Raw genomic sequence first — 26,187 nt, forward strand, 5'->3', positions numbered from 1 at the left:
CCCGCCTCAGCCGCCGTTGGCGCGGCGGGCCCCGTCGTACTCGTCGGCGTTCGCCCTGATCGCCTTCACGGCCTCGTCCAGCCGCTGGGCGAAGAGGCCGTACACCTTCCACAGCGCCTGGGCGCCCTCGTCGCCGCTGGACCGGCCGACCGTGTGGGCGAACGCCTGCGCCGCGCTCCAGGAGCCGATCTCCTTGGCGGTCAGTCCGGCGCTCTCACCGACGCTCTCCACCGTCCCGGTGGTGTAGCCCTCGGAGTAGGCCGGGCCCTTGAGCATCCCGGCGTACTCCTCCAGTTCGGCGGCGATCGCCCGCATCTTGGAGGCGCTGAACTCGGCGCCGGGGGAGCCGTCCAGACCGGGCCAGTTGGGGTCGACCCAGAGCGCGCGGTCACCGGCGCCGTCGATGGCGTCCTTACTGGTCATGATCACCCCTTGTGGAGAGGCCGGGCCGCGGGCCATGGGCCCGCGACCTGAGACGGACTGTCCCGGTCACCGCCGCCGCGGTGACCGAGAAGTACCGGTCGTGTCAGGAGGACCAGATGGCCCTGTTCCGCGCCTCGGCCGCGCGGTAGTTCTCGGTCGCGATACCGAGGGCCTTGGCGGCCTCGTTGAGCTGGTTCCCCATCTCCCGCTCCTCCGCGTCCCACTTCTGCCGGTGCTCCTCGAAGAAGCCTCGCGCGCCGCCCTCCCAGGCGTTGTCGCCCAAGATGTTGTGAACCTTTGTGAGCAGGTCGTCGGTGGCCTTGTCCATATCGGTGACGACCTTGAGGAGCTCTTGCTCGACCCGCTCCATCTCCACGAAGTTGACCTTCGTGTAGTCGCCCTGGAAGCCACCCTGGGTGTAGTCGGTCGACTGCGACATTGCGGTCCCCTTACCTGTTGATCGAACCGTCGACGCTGCCCGTGTTGATCAGCGCGTCGACCCGGTTCATCCCGGATTGAACGTCATCGTCGGCCGCGGCGTACGTGATGGTGTTCTGGCCGACCTTCTCGGCGATCGTCTCGAGGTCCTGACGGACCCGCACCATCGCCTGATCCCACTTGGTCATCGCCTGCTGGAACCTGGCCGACGCCGAGCCGAGCCAGCCCGAGGCCGTGAGCTCGAGAGTCGTGGTGTTGACGCCTTTGCGCATGCCTTCGACGTACTGCGCGGTGTTGACGACTTCGTTCCGAACCTTCTGGAGCTTGTCTTTGTCCCACCCTGAGGTGTTGAGATCAGCTGCCACCGGTCACCTCCGTGACATGGGGTTACCTCTTCGTCACGGCGCCACGTCCTCGCGCCCGCTCAGTGGCTCATAGGTCACACAGAGCGACAAAAGGAACTACCCCCGCGAACATCATCGAACGGCATGTTAGCGATCTAGACCCACATGAATAACACGCATATATATTACGGCCTTATAACGTTTCAACGTCTGCCAAGCAAACGCCCAGGTCAACGAGGTGCGGTCTTCCTAATGAGCGCCTGACGGCAATGGTCATCGAGTGCGTGATAGTTGACACTTCATCCATTTCTGTACCGGCCAAACGCGGGTGAGCTACTGTTGGCGATCACTGCGCGATGCGACGGGGAGGGTGGAGTTGGCCGAGAGCCTCAACATCGAACGCCTGCTCAACTGGGGCGAGACTCAGACCCCACCCACCACCGGCCCGGTGGAGATCATCCGCCCCGCCCAAGACGGCGCGGAGGCGGCATCCACGGCGCAGGCGTCCGCTGCGTCCGACTTCTCCGACCTCACCGGCTACGAGGGTCCGATCGACCTGGCCACGTCACCCGCGTCGTCCGCCCTCGGCGCCGACGCCTCCGCGACGGTCGCCGGAACGGGCGGCGCCGCGCCCGGGGGGTCCCCCGACGACGGCCCCAAGCAGGAGATCATCACGGACCCGTACGGCGAGGCCGGCCCCGCCGGGGGGACGGCGAACGACGGCGGGGCGACCGCGGACGGCCCGCGCGGCTCCGCTGACGGCTCCCCCTTCGACGACTCCCGGGACCCGGAGGACGGCTCGCGCGGCTCCGGTGATGACACGGCCACCGACGTCTCCCGGGATCCGGACGACGGGTCCGGGGACCCGGACGGCGACGCGGGGGTTCCCGAGGGCGAGGCGCACGACCCGGGCGAGACCGGGGACGCCGATTCCGACGAGCCCGGGTACATCGAGCCGAGCGGACCGGACGACGACGCCGCCGGGTCCGGCGACGGCGACGGCGACGCGACCGGGCCGGATGATGAGATCTACCCCGACGACCCGAACGGCGACGTGACCGAGGACCCGAACCCGCCGGGCACCGACGGCCCGGCGGACTCCGGCGACGGAGGCGACTCCGGTGACCAGGGGAACCCCGGGGACTCCGGGAATCCGGGCGACCAGGGGAACCCCGGCGGCTCCGACGGCTCCGGGACCGGCGACACGAGCGGTCCGGGAACCGGTGACACCGGCGGCTCAGGCCCCGGTGACGCGGGCGGCCCGGGAACCGGCGACCCGACCGTCCCCGTCGAGCCCGGCACCCCGCAGTCCCCGGGTGACCCCGGCGGCTCCGGCAACCCGTCCGATCCGAACGCCCCCGGAGGGGGCACCGACCCCACGTCGCCGGGCCAGCCGGAGACCCCGGGCGCGGAGACCCCGGGCGCGGAGACCCCGGGCGCGGAGATGCCGGGCACCGAGCTGCCCGGCACGGGCACCCCGGGCACCGGGGCCCCCGGCACGGAGACCCCCGGCGCCGAGACGCCGGGCCTGGAGACTCCGACGGTGCCGAGCGGGTCGCCCGGCGGCGGCGACACGGGCGGCGGCGGGATGCCCGGCGGCCTCGGCGACACCGGAGGCGGCGGCTCCGGACCGGGTGGGCTCGGAGGCGGCGCCGGCGCCCCGGACCTGGCGGAGCAGCAGAAGAAGGCCGCCGAGGAACAGAAGAAGGCGGCCGAGGAGCAGAAGAAAGCCGCCGAGGAGCAGCAGAAGAAGCAGGCCGCCCAGCAGCGCGAGCAGTACCTCACCACGAACGGCGTGGGCGAGCACTGGCGCAAGGCCGACACCACCGCGCTGACCAAGCTCAGCGGCAAGATCAAGGCCATCGGCGACGAGGGCGGGGAGGCCGCCACCGCCCACTCCAACGCCAACGGCATCAACCTGGGCGGCTTCCCCGGCCTGGGCGTGCTCGGCCTGATGGGGCTCAACTCCGCGCACAACGGGACCCGCGACAACATGGTCAGATACCTGGAGTCGGCCAGGGCGCACCTGAACACCACGATGAGCGGGCAGCTGAAAGAGGGATCGACGGTCATCAAGGCCGCCGAGGACGCCAACACACTCAAGGGAGTCTGAGCGGGCATGGACGTCTACAGCTCGGGGACGGGCCTCTACACGACCTCGCTCGCCATGTGCGTGGCCAGCGCCGCCGTCCCCAACAGCCCGATGTTCTCCTACGCCTGCCGGATGGCCGCCGCGGCGATCGGCGTCCTGTACTCCAGCCCGAGCGACATCAAAGGGTGTGGAGACGGCTGGAAGGGCCTGAACCCCCACATCGAAAAAACGAAGACCGCCATCCAGGACGCGGCGAAGTCGGTGTCCGACGAGGAGTGGAAGAAGATGGGCCGCGAGGAGTTCGACGCGGCCTACAAGCAGTTCTGCGACGAGCTGGACAAGTGCAAGGGCATGAACGACGCCGTCGGGGGCTGCATGGACGGGGCCGCCAAGATGTCGTTCGCCGGCGCGCTCGTCTCGACGACCGGGTCCGGAATCCTGTTCGGGTTCGCCATGGCGGCGCTGGCCGGCAAGCTCGTCCCCGGCATCGGCCAGGCCGCCTCCCTGGCCATCCAGAGCGCCGGGATAACGTACGCCAACGTCTTCCAGACGGGCCTGAAGAACATGGCGACGAAGAACCTCAAGGTCCTGGCAGCCGCCGCCATGATCGCCGCGATGGCCGGCCAGTTCTTCTCCCAGTCCACCCAGCAGAAGCTGGCCACGGCGACGACCCCGGCCAACGGCGACATGCCCGCCTTCGAGCAGGTGATGATCGAGGGCCTGCCCGTGTCCACCAAGGGGCTGCCGGGTGCGTCGGGAATGCCGACGGCGCCGTCGACGCCGGGGGGCTGACCCGCCGCCCGCGCCCCGGCGCCCAATGGCGGCGCCGGGCCGGTCCTCGGCCGCCGAAGGCCCGCGTGGTCCCCGGAGCGGCTACAGGTCCAGACGGCGGCGGATGCGGTCGAGCTCGCCCATGACGTCCTCGAACGTCCGGTTGTAGGCCGCCTCGGCGCTCTTGAGCTGCTGCAGCGCCGCGTCCGGGTCCTGGACGAGCCGCATCGGGTTGTCCTCCTCGCCGAACGTCTCGGCCATGGCGGCGTTGACCTGGTCCTGGAGGTCCTGTGTGGCGGCGTGCAGGACCTCCTTGATCCGCTCGGCCAGCTCGCCGGAGCTGAGCCGCATCGCCTTGGGGTGGAGCTGGAGCTCCCGCAGCCCCTCGGCGGCGTACTCCACGATGACCAGGCCGTCGTCGTCCTGGGCGCGTCCGACCAGCGTCGCCAGGGACTTCTGGAGCTCTTCCATCTTGGCGAACTGGCCGTCGGCCCCGCTCAGGAGCTTGTCAACATCAATGTTCGCGAAATCCCCGAACTCCGCCGTCATCGGTCGCCCCCTCTTACCCAGCACTCACTCATCCCGGACCGCCACAAAGGTCGGGTTTCCGCGGAAAGCTAACCGCACCCGATCACACCTCCGCAATCCACTCGGTGACATTCCGTCGGACCCGGCCCCGGTTCAGCCGGCCAGGCCGCGCACCCAGGTGTAGACGTCCAGCACGCCGAGGGCCAGGGGGAACAGCGTGATGATCAGCAGGATCTCCAGGATGTCCCCCGCCCGGCCCCAGAACGGGGACGGCTTGCCGTGGCGCAGCCACAGCCCCATCCCCGCCGCGACCGCCGCCGCGCACATCAGCCCCATCACCGCGATGATCGCCGCCACCCCGCCCGCGCCCGCCACCCGGGCGAGCGCGAAGAGGACGAGCCCGGCGAGGCCCGCCGCGACCAGCCAGAGCCGCTGGCCGAACCCGCGGAAGACGCGCGAGCGCAGCAGCAGGGTCAGCGCCAGCGTCACCGTCGCCGCCATGGCGACCCAGTCGTCCTCCAGCGCCAGGTAGAGCTCCGTCCCCAGGGCGACCATCCCGAGCCCGGCGACCATGCCGGTGGCGTAGGCCTGCGCCCGGAGCGTGCGCTCCCGGACCGACGGCCCGTCGACCCGCTGGTTGTCGCCGCGCAGTTCCTCGGCGTTGGTGGGCATCGAGGGCATCGGCATCCCGGCGGCCCGGAACGACACCGTCGGGATCAGGGAGCTGAACGCCAGCAGGACCGTGAGCGTGACCGCGGCGACCCCGGCCGGGGAGGCGCCGGACACCATCACGACGCCGGAGCTCACCGCCCCGGCCATCGCGGCGATCGCCGTGCCGAGGAACCCCTGCACGCCGTCGGCGATGGCGATCACGGCGACCGTCGCCACGAGGCCGACGGTGGCGAACGCGGCGAGCAGGTGCGCCGCCCCCAGCCCGGTCAGCCCGCCGTTCCCGGCGGGCGCCAGCAGCCCGGCGATGAAGCCGTACGGCAGGGCCGCGTGGCCGACCAGCGCGCCCGCGAAGGAGTCGCCCACCACCCGTGACACCAGGGCCCCGGCCACGACCAGCAGCAGGGCGATCACCCCGGCGACCACGGCGGAGGCCGTCCACGGCGGCCCGGCGAACACCAGCGTCACCGCCCCGGCGGCCAGCAGGGCCATGGCCGAGCCCACGCCGACCAGGCGGGTGTGCGAGGAGGTCCAGTTGCCGGCGCTCTCCCTGACGCCGGTGGCGACCACGTCGGCCACGTCGTCGAACATGGCGGGGGGCGCGGCGGCCTCGCGCGGCCGCAGGTAGAGCACCTCGCCGTCGAGCACGCCCAGCGCCCCCAGGCTCTGGGCGATGTCCAGGGGCGGTCCGCCGGGGCGCTGGAGCACCCACCCGGGGGCAGTCGCCGCCTCTCCCCCGATCTCGCCCATCGCCCGCAGCAGGCCGGGCAGCACGTGCGGGAGCGGGATGTCGGCGGGCAGCGCCAGGTCGGCCTTCTTGCGGGGTCCGACGATCGTGACGTGGCACAGGGCGGGCAGCGGCGCGGCGAACTGGGCGAGCGCGCCCTGCGGCGCCGGGACCGGGACGGGCGGCTGGGCCAGCGACCTCACGGTTGTCCTCCTTTTCCCATATCCATCACGGACATCAGGGATATGCCGGATACCGTAGCGGTGAGAAGAGGGATCATGTGCGATAGCCGTACCCGAACGGCGCCGGACGGACGGCGCCGCGGACGGCGAGGAACGATCAGGAAGGCAACCGCAGGGTGAGCATCGTCGTCGTACGGCGCCCCGAGCGCCGGCCCCCGCCCAAGCCGCCGCGTGGCGAGATCCTGCTCGAATCCCCGCCGGAGATCCCCGAGGTGCAGTCGCAGGGCATGACGGCCGTGCTGACCTACCTGCCGATGGTGGCGGGCGCGGCCGCGATGGGCCTGATGTTCACCGCGGGCGGCAACGCCAACCCGATCATGTACGTGGCCAGCGGCCTGTTCGGCGTCTCCATGCTCGGCATGACGCTGGGCCAGCTCGGCCGCCAGTCCGGGGAGCGCCGGCAGCGGCTGAACGGCCTGCGCCGTGACTACTTCCGCTACCTGTCGCAGATCCGCAAGCGGGCGCGGCGGGCGGCGATCCAGCAGCGCGAGGCGCTGGAGTGGAGCGGCCCCGCCCCCGACTCGCTGTGGTGGGTCGCGATGAGCCAGCGGCTGTGGGAGCGCCGCCCCCGCGACGACGACTTCGGCACCGTACGGCTCGGCACCGGCGTGCAGAAACTCGCCGTCCAGCTCGTCCCGCCGGACTCCCGGCCGGTCGAGGACCTGGACGCGCTGACCTCCGGCGCGCTGCGCAGGTTCGTCCGGGCGCACTCGACGGTCGCCGGGCTGCCCGTCGCGGTGGCCCTGCACTCCTTCGCCCGGATCAACCTCACCGGCGACCCGGTGGCCGTGCGGGAGCTGGTACGGGCGATGATCGCGCAGATCACCGTGTTCCACTCCCCCGACGACATGCGGATCATGGTGTGCGCGAGCAAGGAGTGGATGGCCCAGTGGGACTGGGTCAAGTGGCTGCCGCACGCCCTGCACCCGGAGGAGACCGACGCCGCCGGCCCGGTGCGGCTCATGGCCGAGAACCTCGCCGAGCTCGACCGGCTCGTCGGCGGGGAGCTGAAGGAACGGGCGCGGTTCCGGCCCGGCGCCTCCACCGACGCCCTGCCGTACCACGTGCTGATCCTGGACGGCGGGCACGTGCCGCACGACTCCCAGCTCGGCACCGACGCCATCCAGGGCGTCACCGTGATCGACCTGTCGGGGTCGGCGGGGGCGATCGAGGAGAAGAGCACGCTGCGGCTGGAGGTCCAGCCGGACGGCTTCCACATGGTCAAGGTGGACCACGCGGGCAAGCGCAGCTCGACCCGGCTCGGCGACCCCGACCGGCTGGACTTCCTGCGGATCGAGGGCCTGGCCCGGCAGCTCGCGCCGCTGCGCGCCTCCACCGCCACGGGGGGCGGCGAGGCCCAGGACGTCCTGTCGGTCAACACCTCGCTGACCGACCTGCTCGGCGTCGGCGACCCGACGCGCCTCGACGCGGGAATGACCTGGCGCCCCAGGGCCGGGCGCAACCGGCTGCGGGTGCCGATCGGCCTCGGCGTGGACGGCCGGCTGGTCGAGCTGGACATCAAGGAGTCCGCGCAGGGCGGGATGGGGCCGCACGGCCTGGTCATCGGCGCCACCGGCTCGGGCAAGAGCGAGCTGCTGCGCACCCTGGTCCTCGGCCTGGCGATCACCCACTCCTCGGAGATCCTGAACTTCGTCCTGGTCGACTTCAAGGGCGGCGCGACCTTCCTGGGCCTGGAGACGCTCTCCCACGTCTCGGCGGTCATCACCAACCTGGAGGACGAGCTCCCCCTCGTCGACCGCATGTACGACGCCCTGCACGGCGAGATGATCCGCCGCCAGGAGCTGCTGCGCGCGGCCGGCAACTACGCCTCCCTGCGCGACTACGAGCGCGCCCGCGAGCAGGGCGCCGACCTGCGCCCGATGCCCACGCTGTTCGTCGTGATCGACGAGTTCAGCGAGCTGCTGACGGCCAAACCGGAGTTCATCGAGCTGTTCGTGATGATCGGCCGGCTCGGCCGATCACTCGGCGTGCACCTGCTGCTGGCCTCCCAGCGCCTGGAGGAGGGCCGGCTGCGCGGCCTGGACACCCACCTGTCCTACCGGGTGGGCCTGCGGACCTTCTCCGCGATGGAGAGCCGGGTCGTGCTGGGCGTCGCCGACGCCTACGAGCTGCCGCCCGCGCCGGGCAACGGCTACCTGAAGTTCGACACCACCGGGATGACCCGGTTCAAGGCCGCCTACGTGTCGGGCGCCTACCAAGCCGACCCGCACCACGCGGCCTCCGCGGACGGCAGTGCGCCGGTGCGGGAGGTCGTGGAGTACGGGCCGGAGTTCGCGCCGGTGCCGGTCGTGGCCGAACCCCCCAGGAAGGAACTGGCCCCGGCGGAGAGCACCCCCGCCAAGGGCAGCTCCCTCAGCCTGCTGGACATCGTCGTCGACCGGCTGAAGGGCCAGGGGCCGCCCGCCCACCGGATCTGGCTCCCGCCGCTGGCCGACGCGCCGACCCTCACCCACCTGCTGCCGCCGCTGTCGATCACGCCCGAGCTGGGCCTGACCACCACCGGGTGGGCGGGCCGGGGACGGCTGCACGCGGTCATCGGCATCATCGACAAGCCGTTCGAGCAGCGCAGCGACCCGTTCTGGCTGGACGTCTCCGGCGCGGCCGGGCACGTCGGCGTCGCCGGCGGCACCCAGAGCGGCAAGAGCACGATCCTGCGCACGTTCATCACCAGCATGGCGCTCACGCACACCCCCCGCGAGGTGCAGTTCTACTGCCTGGACTTCGGCGGCGGCTCGCTCGCCTCGCTGGAGGGCCTGCCCCACGTGGGCGGCGTCGCCACCCGCCTGGACACCGACCGGGTCCGCCGTACGGTGGCCGAGGTCGCCACCCTGCTGGAGCAGCGGGAACGCGACTTCGCCGAGCAGGGCATCGACTCGATCACCACCTACCGGCGGCAGGTGGCCGACGGCGCTATCGAGGGCGACCGGTTCGGCGACGTCTTCCTGGTGGTGGACGGCTGGCTGACCGTCCGGCAGGACTTCGAGTCGCTGGAGCCGGTCATCACCGACCTGGCCGCGCGCGGCCTCGGGTACGGCATCCACGTCGTGGCCGCCACCAACAAGTGGTCGGAGTTCCGGCCCGGCATCCGCGACCTGTTCGGCACCCGGGTGGAGCTGAAGCTGGGCGACGCCTACGAGTCGGAGGTCAACCGCAAGGCGTCGCTGGCCGTGCCCGAGGGCACCCCGGGACGCGGCCTCACCCGGGAGGGCCTGCACTTCCTGGGGGCGCTGCCGCGGATCGACGGCGTCCGCAAGGCCGACGACCTCACGGTGGGCGTGCGTGCCCTCGTCGACGCGGTCCGGGAGGCCTGGCAGGGCCCCCCGGCCCCCGGTGTGCGGCTCCTGCCGCCGGTGCTGCCGGCGGAGACCCTGCCCGGCATCGAGGAGACCGGCCCCGGCCGGATCCCGATCGGCATCGACGAGGCGACCCTGTCGCCCGTCATGCTCGACTTCGACACCGACCCGCACTTCATCGTGGTCGGCGACACCGAGAGCGGGAAGTCCAACCTGCTGCGCCTGATCACCGAGGGCCTGGTCGCCCGGCGCACGCCGCGCGAGGCCATGATGATCGTGATCGACTACCGGCGGACCCTGCTGGACTCGGCCGCCACCGAGCACCGCATCGGCTACGCCGCCTCCAGCGCGGCGGCGGCCGGCCTGATCGGCGACGCGCGCGCCGCCCTGCTCAAGCGGCTCCCCCCGGCCGACCTGACGCCCGAGCAGCTCCGCAGCAGGAGCTGGTGGCAGGGTTCGGACCTGTACATCGTCGTCGACGACTACGATCTCGTCGCGACCTCGTCCAACCCGTTGCAACCGCTGGCGGAGCTGCTGCCCCAGGCCCGCGACATCGGGTTGCACCTGATCGTGTCCCGCGCGATGGGCGGCATAGGGCGGGCGATGTTCGACCCGGTCGTCCAGCGGCTCAAGGACATGGCCAGCCCCGCGGTCATCCTGTCGGGCAACAAGGACGAGGGCTTCCTGTTCGGCAACGTCCGGCCGCACCCGCTGCCGCCGGGCCGCGGCTACTACGTCGACCGCAAGTACGGCGCGCGGCTGGTCCAGACGGCGTTCCTGCCGCCGCAGGAGCCGGTGGAGGAGTGACACCCGGCCGCCGGGCCGCCTTCCCGGGCCCGGGGAGGCGGCCCGGCGGGGACGGCGGTGGTCAGCGCCCGGACCGGCGGGGACGGCGGTGGCCGGCGCCCGGGCCGGCGGGGGCGGCGGTGGCCGGCGCCCGGGCCGGCGGGGGCGGCGGTGGCCGGCGCCCGGGCCGGCGGGGGCGGCGGTGGCCGGCGCCCGGGCCGGATCCGGCCGGCGTCACGCCGTCCGCCCCAGCCGGATGAGGCCCGCCCCGGCGAAGCTGGTCAGCAGGCTCAGGTCGTCGGCGGGGTCGAGCCAGATCACCGCTCCCGCGGGCGCCCTCGGCCGGAGCCGGGGGGCGTGCGGCTCGTAGTGGGAGGTGACCAGCACCAGCGGCACGGCGGCGTTCCAGGCCGGCGGGGCGGGCGGCTCGGCGCGGTCGGCGAGGATGACCTCCTGCTCCTCCGGGGTGCAGGCGTCGAGGTTCCCGTCCACGGCGAGCCGCGCCTGCAGCCGTACCTGGAAGTCCACGGCCAGGCGGAGCCGGGCGGCGGCGCGCTCCTCCTCGCCGGCCAGCGCGGCGTAGCCGGGGACCAGCTCCGCCACCAGCTCCGCCGGGTCGTCGGCGTAGATCCGCCACCAGCCGTCGATCATCTCGTAGGCGTACGGGGTGCCGTCGTCTTTCAACGGCTCGGACGGCGGGGCCTGGGCCGCCGAGGTGTTGCGGATCCGGATGCTCACGGGGTCAATCCTCCATCAGCTCCATGTACCTCTCCAACGTGGGCTGCCAGCGGTTCAGCGCGAACAGCGCGGTGAGCTGCTCCTTGTCGGCGGTGCGGGAGAAGGCCAGGTCCGCCAGGGCGCGGAAGGACGCGGTCTCCTCCTCCCGTGAGATCCGCTCGCCGCTCCGCAGCCGCTCCTCGTGATGGCCGAGCTGCTCGGGCGGGGGGATGTCGCCGAGCTCGCGGGACGCCAGCTCGGCGAGGGCCAGGGAGAGCTTGATCCGTGTCTGGATGATCCCGGGATCGACGTGGCCGTCCCACATCCGGAACTCCAGGTGGTCGCTGGGCAGCCCGCGGGCGTCCGTCATGCTCACCGCCGAGGCGCCCAGGTTGTACAGGCGGATGTTGTCGAGACTCGCCCGGTAGTGGCCGGGGTCCGCGTTGGGCAGGCAGTTGTCGTAGCCGCGGTGCATGCCCAGCTCGTCGACGGGGTTCTGGGCGACCCGGAACAGCACGTCCTCGAAGGCGTGGTAGATCTTCAGCAGCCGGACGTGCTTGGCGACGGACGTGCCGTAGTCGGGGATCCCGACGTGGACGTGACCGCCGGTCAGCGCCGTGGCCTCGCCCCCGTGCGACCGGATGATCTCAGCGACCCGCTCCAGGTCGCGCCAGGTGGCGGGGTCGTCGTGCAGGATCGGGGAGATGACCTCGCCGGCGATGCCGCCGTCGGCCTCCAGCTCCAGCCGCCACCCGCGGTCGTACCCCTTGCCGGAGTCGTGGTAGTCGTACACGACCGAGTCCTCGGCCAGGCCCGCCTCGTGCAGTTCCCGGGCGATCGACTCGACCACCGGCGGCCAGTCCTTCCAGGGGATGCGGGGCAGGGCGAACTCCAGCTCGACGCCGAAGCCGCGCCCGCTCCCGGGCGCTCCGACACCGTCGGTGGCGTTCTCGGTCATGTAGGGGACGATGGCGTCCGCCGGCTCTCCCTCGGCGAAACGGGTGGCGGCGTCGTCGTAGACCCGGTCGAACGCCTCCATGTCCCGGGTGTAGGAGACAGGCTCGCCGTGCTCGCCGACGTGGTGCGCCGCGGGCCCGTCGGGGACCCGGGGCCCGGTCTCGGGCCCCGGGGCCGGCGCCCCGTGCTCCGGGCCGGTGGCGTCACGCCCGAAGTAGGTGATGTCATTCCCGGGGACGTCACGCCCGGAGCCGGGAACGTCACGCCCGGAGCCGGGGGCCTCGCGCGGCAGGCCGCGGGGCGCGGCCCCCGGCTCGTGTCCGTCGGGGAGCGCGGCGGGGACGCGGTCGTGACCGGGGGGACCGGGGTGCTCCGGCCGTCCCGACCCGACCCACGCCCGGACCTTCTCCCACGTGGTGAGGGGCACCGGGCCCTCGGGCAGGAAGATGCGGAGCCGGCCCCTCCCGAGGAGGGAGTGCGGGGCCTCCTGGATGGAGCCGACGAACCCGTCGCCGTACTTGGTGACGCCGTAGAACGCGTCCGGGGCGAGCACCACCCGGCCGGTGCGGTCGGCCACCTCCTGGGCGTAGGACGACGTCGCGTGCCCCACCTCGCAGTCGGCCAGCAGCAGCACGTCATCGGCGCGAAGGCCGGGCTCGTTCAGCAGCAGCGCCGCGAACTCCTCCGCCGGCAGCAACCTGCCCCCGATGTACACGCCCTCCGGGCCGCCGTGGGCGAACACGGGGAAGGCCCCGTCGACCGGGAGCGCGCCGCGGGACGCCGCCGCGTTCGCCATGTCGTGCGGGCTGTCCGGGTCGCGGTACCACACCCCCGCCCGGGTCGCCTCACGATGCTCGGTGAAGTGCCGCAGCGCCTCCCCGGTCAGCTCCGGCCGCGGAACGCCGCCGGCCTGCGCCGCGGGCGCGTCCGCCGCCTCCCCGACCTGCGCCAGGAAGTAGTTCTTCGCCCCCGAGGAGGACTCCTGGACCGCGAGCACCCTGAACCGCGCGTTCGCGTCGAACATCGCGTGATGCGGCTTTCCGGAGATGTCGTCCACGTTCGCGTAGCGGCCCCGGATGGTCAGCCGTACGCTCCCGGGCGCGTCCGCCAGGAACCGCGGGTCGTCGACCCCCTCCAGGAGGCCGCGGAACGCGACCTCACGGCCGGGGGCGAGGTCCCCGGGGAGCCGGTCGGCCGGGACGCGCACCTCGACCTGCCCCGTGCGGTGCGGCAGCCCGGCCAGCTCCGCGTTCGCCAGTTCGAGGTACGCGCCGGCCCGTGCGGCGTCGCCGGGGTCCCCGGTCCGGCCGGCCAGCGCGTCGTGCACCTCCGGCAGGTCGCCGTGCGTCAGCAGCTCGGAGAGCGCCGCGCGGGGGTCGCGCGAGCGCCAGTCCCCGGCCTCCGGGGCGTGCCCGCCGGTCCCCGCGTGGCCGTTCAGGCCGTCCAGGCCGTTCAGGCCGTCCAGCACGGGACGCTCGCCGTCCGCGTGCCGGGCGAGGTGCCCGAGCCGGTCCATGAGCCCGTCGTGCCAGTCGAGCCGGCCCCGGCGCGCGAACTCCGGCCGCAGCGCCTCCAGCCGCGCCGAGACGGCCGCGGCGTCCTCCGGGCTCAGCCTGTTCTGCCGGAACGTGACCCGGGGGGACTCCGCCTCCGGGGACCGGTGCGCGACGAGGAACTCCCGGGTGGCCGGACCGCCCCACCGCGCGGGCAGTTCCTCACCGACCCGCAGGTGGTGCACGCCGTGCGCGTCCACGGTCACCTCATGCCGGGCGAAGCCGTCCCCCATGGTCAGCACGGTGTACATGCCGCGCCTCGTCCGCTCGGCGGGGGACTCGTGCCAGGCGGCCCCCTCCGGCCTCGGGTCCCCCGTGGAGACGCGGCGCTCGGAGTAGACGACCGTCTCGCCCGCCCGGAGGATCCCGCTGTCGGCGGCGCCGGTGAACCGGGGAGGCAGGCCGGTCAGCTCGTGGCCGTCCGCGTCGGCGGCGCGGATGTACTCGGTGCGGACGGCCTGCCGGCCGTCGTTGAAGGTGACCAGCTCCTCCATCCGGCCCTGGGCGTTCTCGAACAGCTCCGAGCGGCGGATCCCGGTCGCGAGGCTCCTTCGCAGGGCCTCGTTGCCGTAGTCCCGGTACACGACGTCACCGGCGCGGTGCGTCGCGGGGCCGTCCATCCCCATGGCCCCGCGGACCAGGGCCGCCATCTCCGCCGCGTCCGCGTCCCGGCCGGTGAGGCGGATCGCCTGCCTGCCGTCCTCGAAGGCGACGATCTCCACGCGGGTGCCGCCGCGCTCGACGACGCGGGTCTCGCGGACGCCGCCCGCCACACTCGCGGCCAGCCCGTCGTCCCGGACCGGTACGGCGGGCGCGTCCGGCGAGTGGGACGGATCGGGCGTGCCCGATGAATCCGTGCCCGGCGTTTCCCGCGCTTCGTCCGGCCCGTGCCGCAGGGCGCCGTGCTCGTCGGCGGACCGGATCAGCGGGCCGCCATGCTCGCCGCCGGGCCCTCCTGAACCGCCGAGGCCGTCGGGACCGCCGGGGGAGAACGGCGGCGGGGCCTCGCCCATGGACCGGACCCGCTCCCACGCCGCCGGGGGAACCGGGCCTTCGGGCAGGAAGATCAGCAGCCGCCCGCGGCCCGTCATGGTGCCGGGCTTGTGATCTCTGCGAAGGGGGTCCATGTCACCCGACAGGCGATCGACGGTCATCAGCGTGTCGGCGGCGACCACCACGTGGCCGGTCCTGTCAGCCACCTCCTGGGCGTACCGCTCCGCTCCGACCTCGCAGTTGCCGAGATAGATGACGTCGTCCGGACGTAGACCGGGCTCGTTGAGCAGCATGGCCGCGAGATCCCCGGCGGAGATGAGCTCACCGCCGATGGAAAGCCCCCTGGGGCCCCCGTGGCCGTCCACGTAGAACACGCCGTCCATCTTGCGCACGGCGCGCACGCTGGCGGCGAAGTCCGTCTTCAGGACCTCCTCGGGTGTGCGATACCACACTCCGGCATCGGTCACCTCACGGTTCGTCGTGATGTGCCGCTGGAGTCTGTCCGGCAACTCGGGGCGCTCCTTGGGCCGGACGTCCCGGTTCGGGACGGTAGCGCCGCCCTCCGTGCCCTCCGTGACCCGCGTCACGAAGTATTCCTTGACGCCGTAGGAGGTCTCGTGGACCCCCAGCACCTTGAACCGGGCGTCCCCCTCGATCATCACGTGGCCGGGCCTGCCGGACAGGTCCGCCACCCGCGTGTGGTCACCGTGAATGATCAGCCGCGCGCTGTGCGGCATGTCCGGCAGGAACCGGGGGTCGTCCACCCCCTCCAGGATCCCCCTGGCGGTGAACTCCCGACCGGCGGCCAGTCCCTCGGGAAGCCGGTCGGCGGGCACCCGCACCTGTACGGTCCCCTGGCTGCGTGGCAGCTCCACCAGCCCCGCACCGACCAGTTCCGCGTACGCCCGTGCCCGGGCCACGTCGTCGGGATGAGCCGCCGGGTCGGCCAGCACCTCGTTCAGCCGCCGAAGATCACCCTCCCACAGCAGCTCGACCAGTGCCTGACGGGGCCGCATATCGGCCGGATCACGCGGCCACCCCGCGTCGGCCGGACGAACGACAGCGGCCGGGGCGGTGACCCCGTCATGCGCGGCCGGGGCACCGGCCCCGTCGTGCGGCACCGTGTCGGGCAGGACCGGGCCGTGCGGAACCGCGTCCGGACCGGTCAGCAGCGCCTTCTCTCCCCCGGCGTGCCGCCCGAGAAGCTCCAGCCGCTCCACCATGTCGTCGTGCCAGCGCTGCCACCCGCGCCGCTTGAACTCCGGCCGCAGCTCCTCCAGCCGGGCGTGGACGGCCACGACGTCCGTCCAGTACAGGCCGTTGTGACGGAACACGAAGTCTCCGGGCCCCGCGGAAGTGGGCCGGCGGAGGAGGTCGTCGAGGGCCGACTTGCCCCACCTGCCGGCGAAGCCCCGATCGACGCCGATCAGGTGCTCCCCCGAAGCGTTCGTTCCCGTCCGGTGCGGGTTGAAGGTCTCGCCCAGCGTCAGGACGTCGTACAGGCCCCGCTTGGCCGCGTGGCCGTGCGACTCGTCCCGCACCAACGGCCGCAGCTCCGCGACGTCGGTCCGCGAAAGGTGGCTCCGGTAGATGACGGTCTCGCTCGCGCGGTGGACCCCCCCGTTCGGGTCGGCCACCGTCCGAGGCGGCAGGACACTCGCCTCCACCCGATCCGCCTTGGCGATGCTGCCGCAGTCCACCCGTCTCGCCTGCACCCCGTCGTTGAAGGTGACGAGTTCCAGGGACCGGCCGGGGCCGGTACGTATCACCTCGGTTCTGCGGACGCCGGTCTCGATGCTCCTGCGCAGCGCGTCGTCACCGTACTCCCGATAGACGACGTCACCGGAACGGTGCACCGCCGGACCGTCCAGCCCCAGCGCGACCCGGGTCAACGCCGCGGCCTCCGCCGCCGCCGCCTCCCGCCCGGTCAGCCGCATCGCCGTACGCCCGTCCCCGAACGTGACGATCTCCGCCCGTACACCACCGACGTCCAGCAACCGGGAATGACGCACCCCGCCCGCCGCACTCCTGCCCAGCTCCCCACCGGGGTCCATCGGCCGGGCCGCGACCTCGCCCGGCGTCCGCGGCCCGCCCGGCGGCACCGCGTCCCGCGTTTCATCGGGGAGTGCCGCGTCTCGCCTTCCGCTAAGGGGCGTCGCGTTCTCCCCGGCGGGTACGGTGTCCCGGGCCCGCGGCGCCTCGCCCACCTGATCCCCGGGACCGGAAAGCGGCTCAGTACGGGCCGGCGGCGCTCCGTCCGCAGGCGTCGAACGCGTCAGGTCCGCACGACCGGCAACCTCCGTACGGATAGCGGACTCCGCCGCCCCGGTCCCGGGGTGCGGGCCCCCATGCTCTCCGGTGCCGTCGGACAAGGACGACGGGCCGGTGGTCCAGGACCGGACCCGTTCCCACGCCGCGGCGGGGACCGGTCCTTCGGGCATGAAGATCAGCAGCCGTCCGCGGCCCGCCAGGGTGGAGAGCTCGTGATCCCGGCGGAGGGCGCTCACGTCGCCTGTTCTGGCGCGGACGTGTACCAGCGTGTCGGCGGCGACCACCACGTGGCCGGTCCTGTTCGCCACCTCCTGGGCGTACCGCTCCGCCCCGATTTCGCAGTTGCCGAGGTAGATGACGTCGTCCGGGCGCAGGCCGGGCTCGTTGAGCAGCATGATCGCAAGGTCCCTGGCGGGGATGTGCTCACGGCCGATGAAGAGCCCGCGGGAGCTCCCGTGTCCGTCCACGTAGAACACGCCGTCCATCTTGCGCACGGCGCGCGCACCCTCGGCGAACACACTGTTCTGAGTCTCCGCGGGCTCGCGGTACCACACGCCGGCATCGGTAACCTCGCGGTTCACCTCAACGTGCCGTCGGAGCCGCTCCGGCAGCTCGGGACGCTCCTTGGGCCGGGCGCCCTGGTGCGCGACGGCCGTGCCGTCCTCCGCACCGTCCGTGACCCGCGCCACGAAGTAGTCTCTGGTGCCGTAGGAGGTCTCGTAGACCCCGAGCACCTTGAACCGGGCGTTCTCCCCGATCACCACGTGACCGGGCTTGCCGGACAGGTCCGCCACCCGCGTGTGGTCACCGTGGATGATCAACCGTGCGCCGCGCTCCATGTCCGGCAGGAACCGGGGGTCGTCGACCCCCTCCAGGATCCCCCTGGCGGTGAACGTCTGACCGGCCGCCAGCCCCTCGGGAAGCCGGTCGGCGGGCACCCGCACCTGCACGGTCCCCCGCTCGCGCGGCAACTCCGCCAGGCCCTCGCCGGCCAGCTCCGCGTACGCCCGTGCCCGGGCCACGTCGTCGGGACGCGCCGCCGGATCGGCCAGCACCTCGTTCAACCGCCGAATACCTTCATCCCGCAGCACCCGGGCCAGCGCCTCATCCGGCCGCACGCCGGCCGCATCGTGCGGCCACGCCGCATCCGCCGGCTGCACGGCGGCTGCCGAGGACCCGTCATGCGGCGGCGCGTCCGGCAGGACCGGGCCGTGCGGCACCGCGTCCGGACCGGTCAGCAGCGCCTTCTCTCCCCCGGCGTGCCGCCCGAGACCGTACAGCCGTTCCACCATGCCGTCGTGCCAGTTCCGCCACCCGCGGCGCTCGAACTCCGGCCGCAGCTCCTCCAGCCGCGCCGCCGTGTCCGCGATGTCCATTACGCTCAGTTCGTTGCGGCGGAACACGAAGTCGGCGGCGTACCCACGGGAGGGGCGGCGGCCGAAGAAGTCTTCGAGAAGCGGCTTGTGCCACATGTCGCCGAAGCCCCGCTCGACGGTGATCTGCCGCTCACCGTGCGCGTTCGTCGTCAGCTTGTGCGCGGTGAAGGTCTCACCCAGCGTCAGGATGTCGTACAGGCCCCGCTTGGCCGCGTGGCCGTGTGATTCGTCCCGTACCAAAGACTGCAGCTCCGCGACATCGATCCGCGGAATGTGGCGCTGGTAGAGGACGGTCTCGCTTCCGCGATGAAGGTTCCCGTTCGGGTCGGCCACCGTCCGGGGCGGCAGGACACCCGCCTCCACCTGGTCCGCCTCGGCGATGTTCTCGCAGTCCAACCGGTTCGCCTGCACCCCGTCGTTGAAGGTGACGATCTCCATGAACTCGTCGGAGCCGACGAGTACCATCCGGGAGTCGCGGATGCCGGTCTCGATGCTCCTGCGCAGCGCGTCGTCGCCGTACTCCCGGTAGACGACGTCACCGGAACGGTGCACCGCCGGACCGTCCAGCCCCAGCGCGACCCGGGTCAGCGCCGCGGCCTCCGCCGCCTCCGCGTCCCGGCCGGTCAGCCGCATCGCCGTACGCCCATCACCGAACGTGACGATCTCCGCCCGAACACCACCGACGTCCAGCAACCGGGAATGACGCACCCCGCCCGCCGCACTCCTGCCCAGCTCCCCACCGGGGTCCATCAACCGCGCCGCGACCTCGCCCGACGACGCCGGCCAGCCCGGCGGCACCGCGTCCTGCGGCGCCGCGCCCTCCCCGGTGGGCGTCCTGTCCCGCAGCTCGCCCGCGGGCACCGCGTCCCGCGCTTCGGATCCCCTGTCCCGCGCCTCGCCCTCAGAAGACGTCCTGTCCCGCGGCTCACCCGCGAACGCCCTGTCGCGCGCCCCGCTCTCGGACGCCCTGTCCCGCGCCCCGCCGGATGGTGCGGCGTCCTCCCCCGCGGCTACGGCGTCCCGGGCCCGCGGCGCCGCGCTCGCCGAATCCGGACGACCGGAAGACGGCTCCGTCCGGACCGACGGCGTCGTGTCCGAAGGCGCCGAACGAGCCGGGTTCACCCGGCCGGCGGGCTCCGCCGTCCTGGCCCCGGGCTGCGGGCCCCCATGCTCTCCGGAGTCGCGGGGCAGGAACGGCAGGCCGGTGACCCAGGACCGGATCCGCTGCCATGTCGAGAGGGGGACGGGAGCGGAAGCGTCGGGCAGGAAGATCAGCAGCCGCCCGCGGCCGATCATGGAGTCGAAAGGCTGGCCACTGATCACGGGGTCCATGTCGCCACGATGGCTGACGGTCATCGTCGAGTCGGTGGCGATCACCACGTGACCGGTCAGCCTGGCCACCTCCTGGGCGTAGGACTTCTGACCGATCCTGCAGTTGCCGAGGTAGATGACGTCGTCCGGACGCAGGCCGGGCTCATTGAGCAGCAACGCCGCGAGTTCCCAAGGGCTCAACTTGTCGGAGCCGATGTAGAACCCGTCCGAGCTCCCGTGCGCGTCCACGTAGAACAGGCCGTCCATCTCCCGTACGGCGCGCGCGCTCTCCGCCAGGGCCTGGTCATGGGGGTCGCTCAGGTCGCGATACCACACCCCGCCGGGGGTTGTCTCGCGGTTCTCGTCGAAGTACCGCTGGAGCCTTTCGGTCAGCTTGGGCGGGGCCTTCGGAAGTCCGCCCGCCCGGGTGTCGGGAAGGACCCCCTCCACGTCGGAGACGCGGGCCACGAAGTACTCCTTGACGCCGTAGGAGGTCTCGTGGACCCCCAGCACCTTGAACCGGGCGCCCTCCTCGAACACCACCTGGTGCGGCCGGCCCGACAGGTCCCCCACCCGCGTGTGCTCGCCGTAGACGACCAGCCGCGCGCTGTGGTCCATGTCCGGCAGGAACCGGGGATCGTCCACCCCCTCCAGGAACCCCCGCGCGGTGAACTCCCGACCGGCCGCCAACCCCTCCGGCAACCGGTCGAGAGGCACCCGCGCCTGCACCGTCCCCCGCTCACGCGGCAACTCCGCCAGGCCCTCGCCGACCAACTCCGCGTACGCCCGCGCCCGGGCCACGTCGTCGGGGTGAGCCGCCGGGTCGGCCAGCACCTCGTTCAACCGCCCCAGGTCGCCGTCCCGCAACACCCGCGCCAGCGCCTCATCCGGCCGCACACCGGCCGCATCATGCGGCCATGCCGCCTCCGCCGAGCGGGCGACCGGAACCGCGGCCCCATCGTGCGGCACCGCGTCCAGCGGGATCGGGCCGTGCGGAACCGCGTCCGGGCCGGTCAGCATCGGCTCCTCACCAAAGGCGTTCAGCCCGAGATGCTCCAGCCGCTCCGTCATGTCGTCGTGCCAGCGCTGCCACCCGCGCCGCTCGAACTCCGGCCGCAACGCCTCCAACCGCGCCGCCACGGCCGCGACGTCCTCACCGGTGAGAACGTTGATGAGGAGCTCGAAGTCGACGATGTCCGACTGGGAGTAGATGTCCCGGGCGAGGAAGTCATCGAGGAGCGCCTTGTCCCACAAGTCGGCGAAGCCTCGCTCGACGCCGAGAACGGTCTCGCCGTGCGCGTTCGTGTCCATCACGTGCGCGGTGAAGCTCTCGCCCAGCGTCAGGACGTCGTACAGGCCCCGCTTGGCCGCGTGACCCGGCGACTCGCTCCACACCAGCGGCTTCACGTCCGGATCCTGCGTCACGGCCGGAACATCTTTCGGACTGACCCGGGTCTCGTAGACGACCGTCTCGCTCGCGCGGTGGAGCCCCCCGCTCACCTCCGCAGGGGACCGGGGCGGCAGCGCCTTCACCTCCGCGGCGTCCGCGCCGGCGATCGTCTCGTATTGGGCCCGGAACGCCTGTTTCCCGTCGTTGAAGGTGACGAGCTCCCGGAACTTGTACCCGTCGGAGATGAGCCGGGTTTCGCGGATCCCGGTCTCGATGCTCCTGCGCAGCGCGTCGTCGCCGTACTCCCGGTAGACGACGTCACCGGAACGGTGCACCGCCGGACCGTCCAGCCCCAGTGCGACCCGGGTCAGCGCCGCAGCCTCCGCCGCCGCCGCCTCCCGCCCGGTCAACCGCATCGCCGTACGCCCATCACCGAACGTGACGATCTCCGCCCGCGTCCCGTCGGCGTCCAGGAGCCGAACATGGCGGACCCCGCCCGCCACGCTCTCACCGAGCTTTCCACCGGGATCCAGCAGCCGCGCCGCGGCCTCGTCCGGTGACGGCGTCCCGTCCCGGGACGTCACGCTCCGCGCCTCGTCCGCGGACGCCGCGTCCCGCGCCTCGCCCTCAGACGCCCTGTCCCGCGCCTCGCCTTCGGACGCCCTGTCCCGCGCCCCGCCGGAGGCCGTCGCGTCCTCTTCCACGTCCCGAACCGGCCGCGTCGTGTCCACGGGGTCCGGGCGGCCGGAAGACGGCTCCACCCGGACCGGCGGCGTCGCGTCCGAAGGCACCGGACGCGACGGCTCCGCACGGGTCACGGACTCCGCCCAGCCGGTGGGCTCCGCACGGGTCCCGGACTCCGCCCCGCTCACGGACTCCACTCGGGTCGAGGACTCCGCCGCCCTGATTCCGGGTTGCGGGTATCCAAGCGCTCCGGGACCGTCGGAGAAGAACGGCGGGCCGGCGAAACCGGACCGGACCCGCTCCCATGCCACCGGGGGGACCGGAACGTCGGGCAGGAAGACCAGCAGCCGCCCGCGACCGGCCATGGTCATGCGGGCCTTCCCATCGGTCACGGGGTTCATGTCCCCGAACCGGTTGACGAACATCGTCGAGTCGGCGGCGATCACCACATGGCCGGTCTCCCTGGCCAGTTCCTGGGCGAAGGCCCTCTGGCCGACCTCGCAGTTGCCGAGGTAGATGACGTCGTCCGGACGCAGGCTGGGCTCGTTGAGCAGCAGCGCCGCGAGCTCCTGGGCATTCAGCCCGTCCTCGCCGATGTAGATCCCATCCGAGTCGCCGTGGGCGTCCACGTAGAACAGGCCGTCCATCTTCCGTACGGCGCGCGCGCTCTCCGCCAGGCGCTTATCCCCGGGGTCGTTCAGATCGCGGTACCACACCCCGGCGTCGGTCACCTCGCGGTGCTCGTCGAAATGCCGCTGGAGCAATGGGGACAGCTCGGGCGGGGTCTTCGGAAGTCCGCCCGCCCGGGTGTCGGGAAGGACCGCCTCCACGTCGGAGACGCGGGCCACGAAGTACTCCTTGACGCCGTAGGAGGTCTCGTGGACCCCCAGCACCTTGAACCGGGCGCCCTCCTCGAACACCACCTGGTGCGGCCGGCCCGACAGGTCCCCCACCCGCGTGTGCTCGCCGTAGACGACCAGCCGCGCGCTGTGGTCCATGTCCGGCAGGAACCGGGGATCGTCCACCCCCTCCAGGAACCCCCGCGCGGTGAACTCATGACCGGCCGCCAACCCCTCCGGCAACCGGTCGACGGGAAGCCGTGCCTGCACCGTCCCTCGGCTGCGCGGCAGCTCCGCCAGGCCCTCGTCGACCAACTCCGCGTACGCCCGCGCCCGGGCCACGTCGTCGGGGTGAGCCGCCGGGTCGGCCAGCACCTCGTTCAACCGCCCCAGGTCGCCGTCCCACAGCACCCGCGCGAGCGCCTCGTCGGGCCGTGTGGTCGCGGGATCGTGCGGCCACGTCACGTCCGCCGAATGCGCCACCGGAACCGCGGCGCCGTCATGCGGTGCCGCCTCCGGCGGGATCGGGCCATGCGGAACCGCGTCCGGGCCGCTCAGCAACGGCTGATCTCCCTGGGCCTGTCGCCCGAGATACTCGAACCGCTCCATCATGTCGTCGTGCCAGCGCTGCCACCCGCGCCGCTCGAACTCCGGCCGCAACGCCTCCAGCCGCGCCGCCACGACCGCCGCATCCTCACCGGTGAGACCGTTGCGGCGGAACCTGAAATCGACGGCGCCGAGCTGGGAGACGACGCCCTCGTCGAGGAAGCCTTCGAGGAGCGCCTTGTCCCACATGTCGGCGAAGCCCCGCTCGATGCGCAGCGAGGACTCGCCGTGCGCGTTCGTCTCTATCGTGTGCATGTTGAAGGTCTCGCCCAGCGTCAGGACGTCGTACAGGCCCCGCTTGGCCGCGTGACCCGGCGGCTCGCTCCACACCAGCGGCTTCACGTCCGGATCATCGGACCTCCTGACACGGGTCTCGTAGACGACCGTCTCGCTCGCGCGGTGGACCCCCTCGCTCGCGTCCGCCGCGGATCGGGGCGGCAGCGCCTTCATCTCGATGGCGTCCGCGTCGGCGATCGTCCTGTGCTCTATACGGAACGCCTGTTTCCCGTCGTTGAAGGTGACGAGCTCCCGGAACTTGTACCCGTCGGGGATGAGCCGGGTTTCGCGGATCCCCGTCTCGATGCTCCTGCGCAGCGCGTCGTCACCGTACTCCCGATAGACGACGTCACCGGAACGGTGCACAGCAGGACCGTCCAGCCCCAGCGCGACCCGGGTCAACGCCGCGGCCTCCGCCGCCGCCGCCTCCCGCCCGGTCAGCCGCATCGCCGTACGCCCGTCCCCGAACGTGACGATCTCCGCCCGTACACCACCGACGTCCAGCAACCGGGAATGACGCACCCCGCCCGCCGCACTCCTGCCCAGCTCCCCACCGGGGTCCATCGGCCGGGCCGCGACCTCGCCCGGCGTCCGCGGCCCGCCCGGCGGCACCGCGTCCCGCGCCTCACCCTCAGGCGCCCTGTCCCGCGCCTCGCCTTCGGACGCCCTGTCCCGCGCCCCGCCGGAGGGCGCCGCGTCCTCCCCGGCGGGCACAGCGTCCCGGGCCGGCCGCGCCGTGCCCACCGGATCAGGGCGGCCCGAAGACGGCTCCATCCGGGCCGGCGGTGCCGTGCGGGCCGCCGGTTCCGGCCTCCCGGGCCCCGGTTCCACGCTCCTCGGTGCCTCGCCCACGCTTCTCGGTACGCCGCCGGCGTTCCTCGGCACGTCGCCGTCCAGGCCGCCCGCGTGGTCGGGTGTCCGGCCGGAACGTGGGCCCGCGGGCTCCGGGGCGGCGTCGAGGAGTGACGTCGTGCCCTCGGCGTGCTCGGCGATCCGATCGAAGGCGAATTTGGCGTTGGCGTACCAGTCGTCCCGGCCCAGCGCCCGGAACTCGCCCTCCAGCGCGTCGATCCGCGTGCGGAGGACCTCGATGTCGCTCCGGCTGAGCGGGTTCCCCGCCCACTCGACACTCATCGGGGACGTCTCCCGGAAGAAGTGCTGGACGAAGGGGTTGCGGGTGTCGGGGAGGATGCCCTGGAACGCTTTCTCGTGGTCGAACGCCCTCAGCGCGCCGTTCTCCCCCACCCGCAGGTCGATGTCCGCCGCCCGCAGGTCGAGGTCGGCGTCGGGGAACCGGAAGCGGTCGTAGTGGCTGGTGAGCGTGTCGAGGAGGCCCAGCAGGACGCCGTCCGCCGTGCCGTGGTGACCCGGTGCTTCCCAGCTCCCGTCGGGGTTCAGGCGGACCTTCACCCGCTCCCCGTCGACCCAGTCGACGAGGACGCGCCGTTCTCCCGCGATGTGCACGGCGGCCACGTCGGCCCCGACGGCCTGCCCCAGGCGTGAGGTGAGGTACTCACGGTCCCGGGCGTCCCGGCCGGCCAGCTCCTTGGCCACCGCCCGCGTCCCGTCGCCCAGGGTGACCCGGTCGGCCCGCAGGCTCTCCGCGCCGGTCCTGAGCGGCTCCCGGGGGCCGGTGATCCCCGTGGCCACGCTCTGGGCGAAGCTCTCGTGGTCGCGCAGGGTGATGGGGCGCGGCGGCCGCACCGTATCCGGGTCGGCGGCCGGGAACGGCTGCGGCGCGGGCGGGCCCTGCTGCTCGGCGAGGACGGTGACGGTCCCCTGCCCGTCTCCGTGGTTGATCAGCGAGTCGATGCTCTCCGCCTTCGGCCGCGCGGCGGGGGTGCCCTCCCCGGGACCGGACGGGCCTCCCGGATCGTGCGGGACCTTACCCCCGGCGGGAGATCCGCCCGCCGGGACGACGGCGGGCCCGCCGTCGTCACCGCCGTGGGCGGGCCCTCCTCCGTCGCCGCCCGCGCCGCGCACCGTCGGCTGGCCCGCCCAGTGGGCGTCCGCGCCGCCGATCACGCCGGCCGTGGTGCCCTTGAGCACCATCTCCCAGTCGAACTGGCCGCTCATCGCCAGGCTGATCGCGGTGGCCGCGCCGTTGGCCAGCCCGGACTGGGCCATCATGCCCCACATGGAGCCGGTGGAGGCCGCCAGGAACTTCTCGAAGGCCGTCATCTCGGCCCGGCTCAGCCCCGCCCGCAGCCCCGCGGTCGACAGTCCGGACAGCCCGGCCGGCAGGGCGGTGAGGAACAGGCCGCTCAGCGCGCCCATCATTCCCGACGCCTTGACCGACTCCCAGTCGATGCCGTCGCGCCGCGACTGGGACAGCTGCACCCCCGCGTCCATGACGACGCCCAGCCCGCCGAACAGGGCGAGGTTGATCAACAGCCGGTGGGCGATCTGCTGGATCGTCATCCGGGCGAGCTGCACGCGCGGGCCGATCAGCGCCAGTGACAGCGCGCCCCACGGGCCTGCCGAGGCCGCCAGCAGCCAGCCGATCTGGAAGATCAGGAACCAGACCGACACCTCGATCATCTTCTTGGTGTACTCGACCTGCACCCCGGCCTGGTTGAGCTCCAGCGCCGCCGACACCAGGCGGTCGACCAGCTCGGCCTGCCTACCTCCGGAAACCTTCTTGACGTGCTCGGCGAAGAGTTTCAGCGCCTCGCCGTCCCATTTCACGCCGCCCGCGGCCCCCATCGAGCCCTGGGAGGACAGCGGCCCCTCCCCGGCGACGCTGCGGGCGGTGGCCGCGCAGGCGTCGGCGAGCCGGAAGCACCGTGACTCGTCCCCCTCCGGCCAGTCCATCCCGACGGCCCAGCCGACGTACGGCTTGGCCCAGTCGGGCACGAGGAAACCGTCGAACCCCACGGA

Annotated in this window: 10 protein-coding genes; 3 read left to right on the plus strand and 7 right to left on the minus strand. The window is 72.9% G+C overall.

The features are described 5' to 3' along the window. Positions 1-6: 6 nt before the first annotated feature. From ACQP10_RS31650 to ACQP10_RS31660, 3 genes are all read right to left on the minus strand, one after another. Positions 7-423 carry a hypothetical protein gene (locus ACQP10_RS31650; RefSeq protein WP_346019197.1) on the minus strand — a complete coding sequence of 139 codons (417 nt, stop codon included), beginning with the start codon at positions 421-423 and terminating at the stop codon, positions 7-9. A 103-nt stretch (positions 424-526) separates the two neighbouring features. Next, positions 527-862, minus strand: a complete 336-nt coding sequence (locus ACQP10_RS31655; protein ID WP_346019196.1) for a WXG100 family type VII secretion target — start codon at positions 860-862, stop codon at positions 527-529. A gap of 10 nt (positions 863-872) precedes the next feature. After that, positions 873-1,226, minus strand: a complete 354-nt coding sequence (locus ACQP10_RS31660; protein ID WP_433540237.1) for a WXG100 family type VII secretion target — start codon at positions 1,224-1,226, stop codon at positions 873-875. Positions 1,227-1,581: 355 nt separating this feature from the next. On the opposite strand from ACQP10_RS31660, the gene ACQP10_RS31665 reads away from it, so the two are divergent. Beyond that, entirely contained in the window at positions 1,582-3,318 is a 1,737-nt protein-coding gene (locus ACQP10_RS31665; RefSeq protein ID WP_433540238.1) for a hypothetical protein, read from the plus strand. A 6-nt stretch (positions 3,319-3,324) separates the two neighbouring features. Next, a complete protein-coding gene (locus ACQP10_RS31670) occupies positions 3,325-4,089 on the plus strand; it encodes a hypothetical protein (RefSeq protein WP_346019194.1) in 765 nt (254 codons plus the stop codon). Between the two features lie 81 nt (positions 4,090-4,170). On the opposite strand, the gene ACQP10_RS31675 is transcribed toward ACQP10_RS31670, so the two are convergent. Together ACQP10_RS31675 and eccD are read right to left on the minus strand one after the other, a co-directional pair. Further along, a complete protein-coding gene (locus ACQP10_RS31675; RefSeq protein WP_433540239.1) occupies positions 4,171-4,617 on the minus strand; it encodes a YbaB/EbfC family nucleoid-associated protein in 447 nt (148 codons plus the stop codon). Between the two features lie 132 nt (positions 4,618-4,749). Continuing rightward, on the minus strand, positions 4,750-6,195 hold the full coding sequence (eccD, locus tag ACQP10_RS31680) for a type VII secretion integral membrane protein EccD (protein WP_346019192.1): 1,446 nt from the start codon (positions 6,193-6,195) through the stop codon (positions 4,750-4,752). Positions 6,196-6,350: 155 nt separating this feature from the next. Here eccD and eccCa point away from each other — a divergent pair, with 155 nt between their 5' ends. Continuing rightward, the gene (gene eccCa / locus ACQP10_RS31685; protein ID WP_433540240.1) at positions 6,351-10,355 is read left to right on the plus strand and encodes a type VII secretion protein EccCa; all 4,005 of its coding nucleotides are present in this window, start codon (positions 6,351-6,353) and stop codon (positions 10,353-10,355) included. Between the two features lie 213 nt (positions 10,356-10,568). Here the strand turns inward: eccCa and ACQP10_RS31690 are convergent, their stop codons facing one another. Both ACQP10_RS31690 and ACQP10_RS31695 read right to left on the minus strand, forming a co-directional pair. After that, positions 10,569-11,072, minus strand: a complete 504-nt coding sequence (locus tag ACQP10_RS31690) for a hypothetical protein (RefSeq protein ID WP_390001329.1) — start codon at positions 11,070-11,072, stop codon at positions 10,569-10,571. A gap of 4 nt (positions 11,073-11,076) precedes the next feature. Continuing rightward, the gene (locus tag ACQP10_RS31695; RefSeq protein WP_433540241.1) at positions 11,077-26,184 is read right to left on the minus strand and encodes a hypothetical protein; all 15,108 of its coding nucleotides are present in this window, start codon (positions 26,182-26,184) and stop codon (positions 11,077-11,079) included. Positions 26,185-26,187 lie beyond the last annotated feature (3 nt).

Origin of the sequence: Streptosporangium sandarakinum (assembly GCF_050942225.1) — a bacterium.
GTDB lineage: Bacteria > Actinomycetota > Actinomycetes > Streptosporangiales > Streptosporangiaceae > Streptosporangium > Streptosporangium nondiastaticum.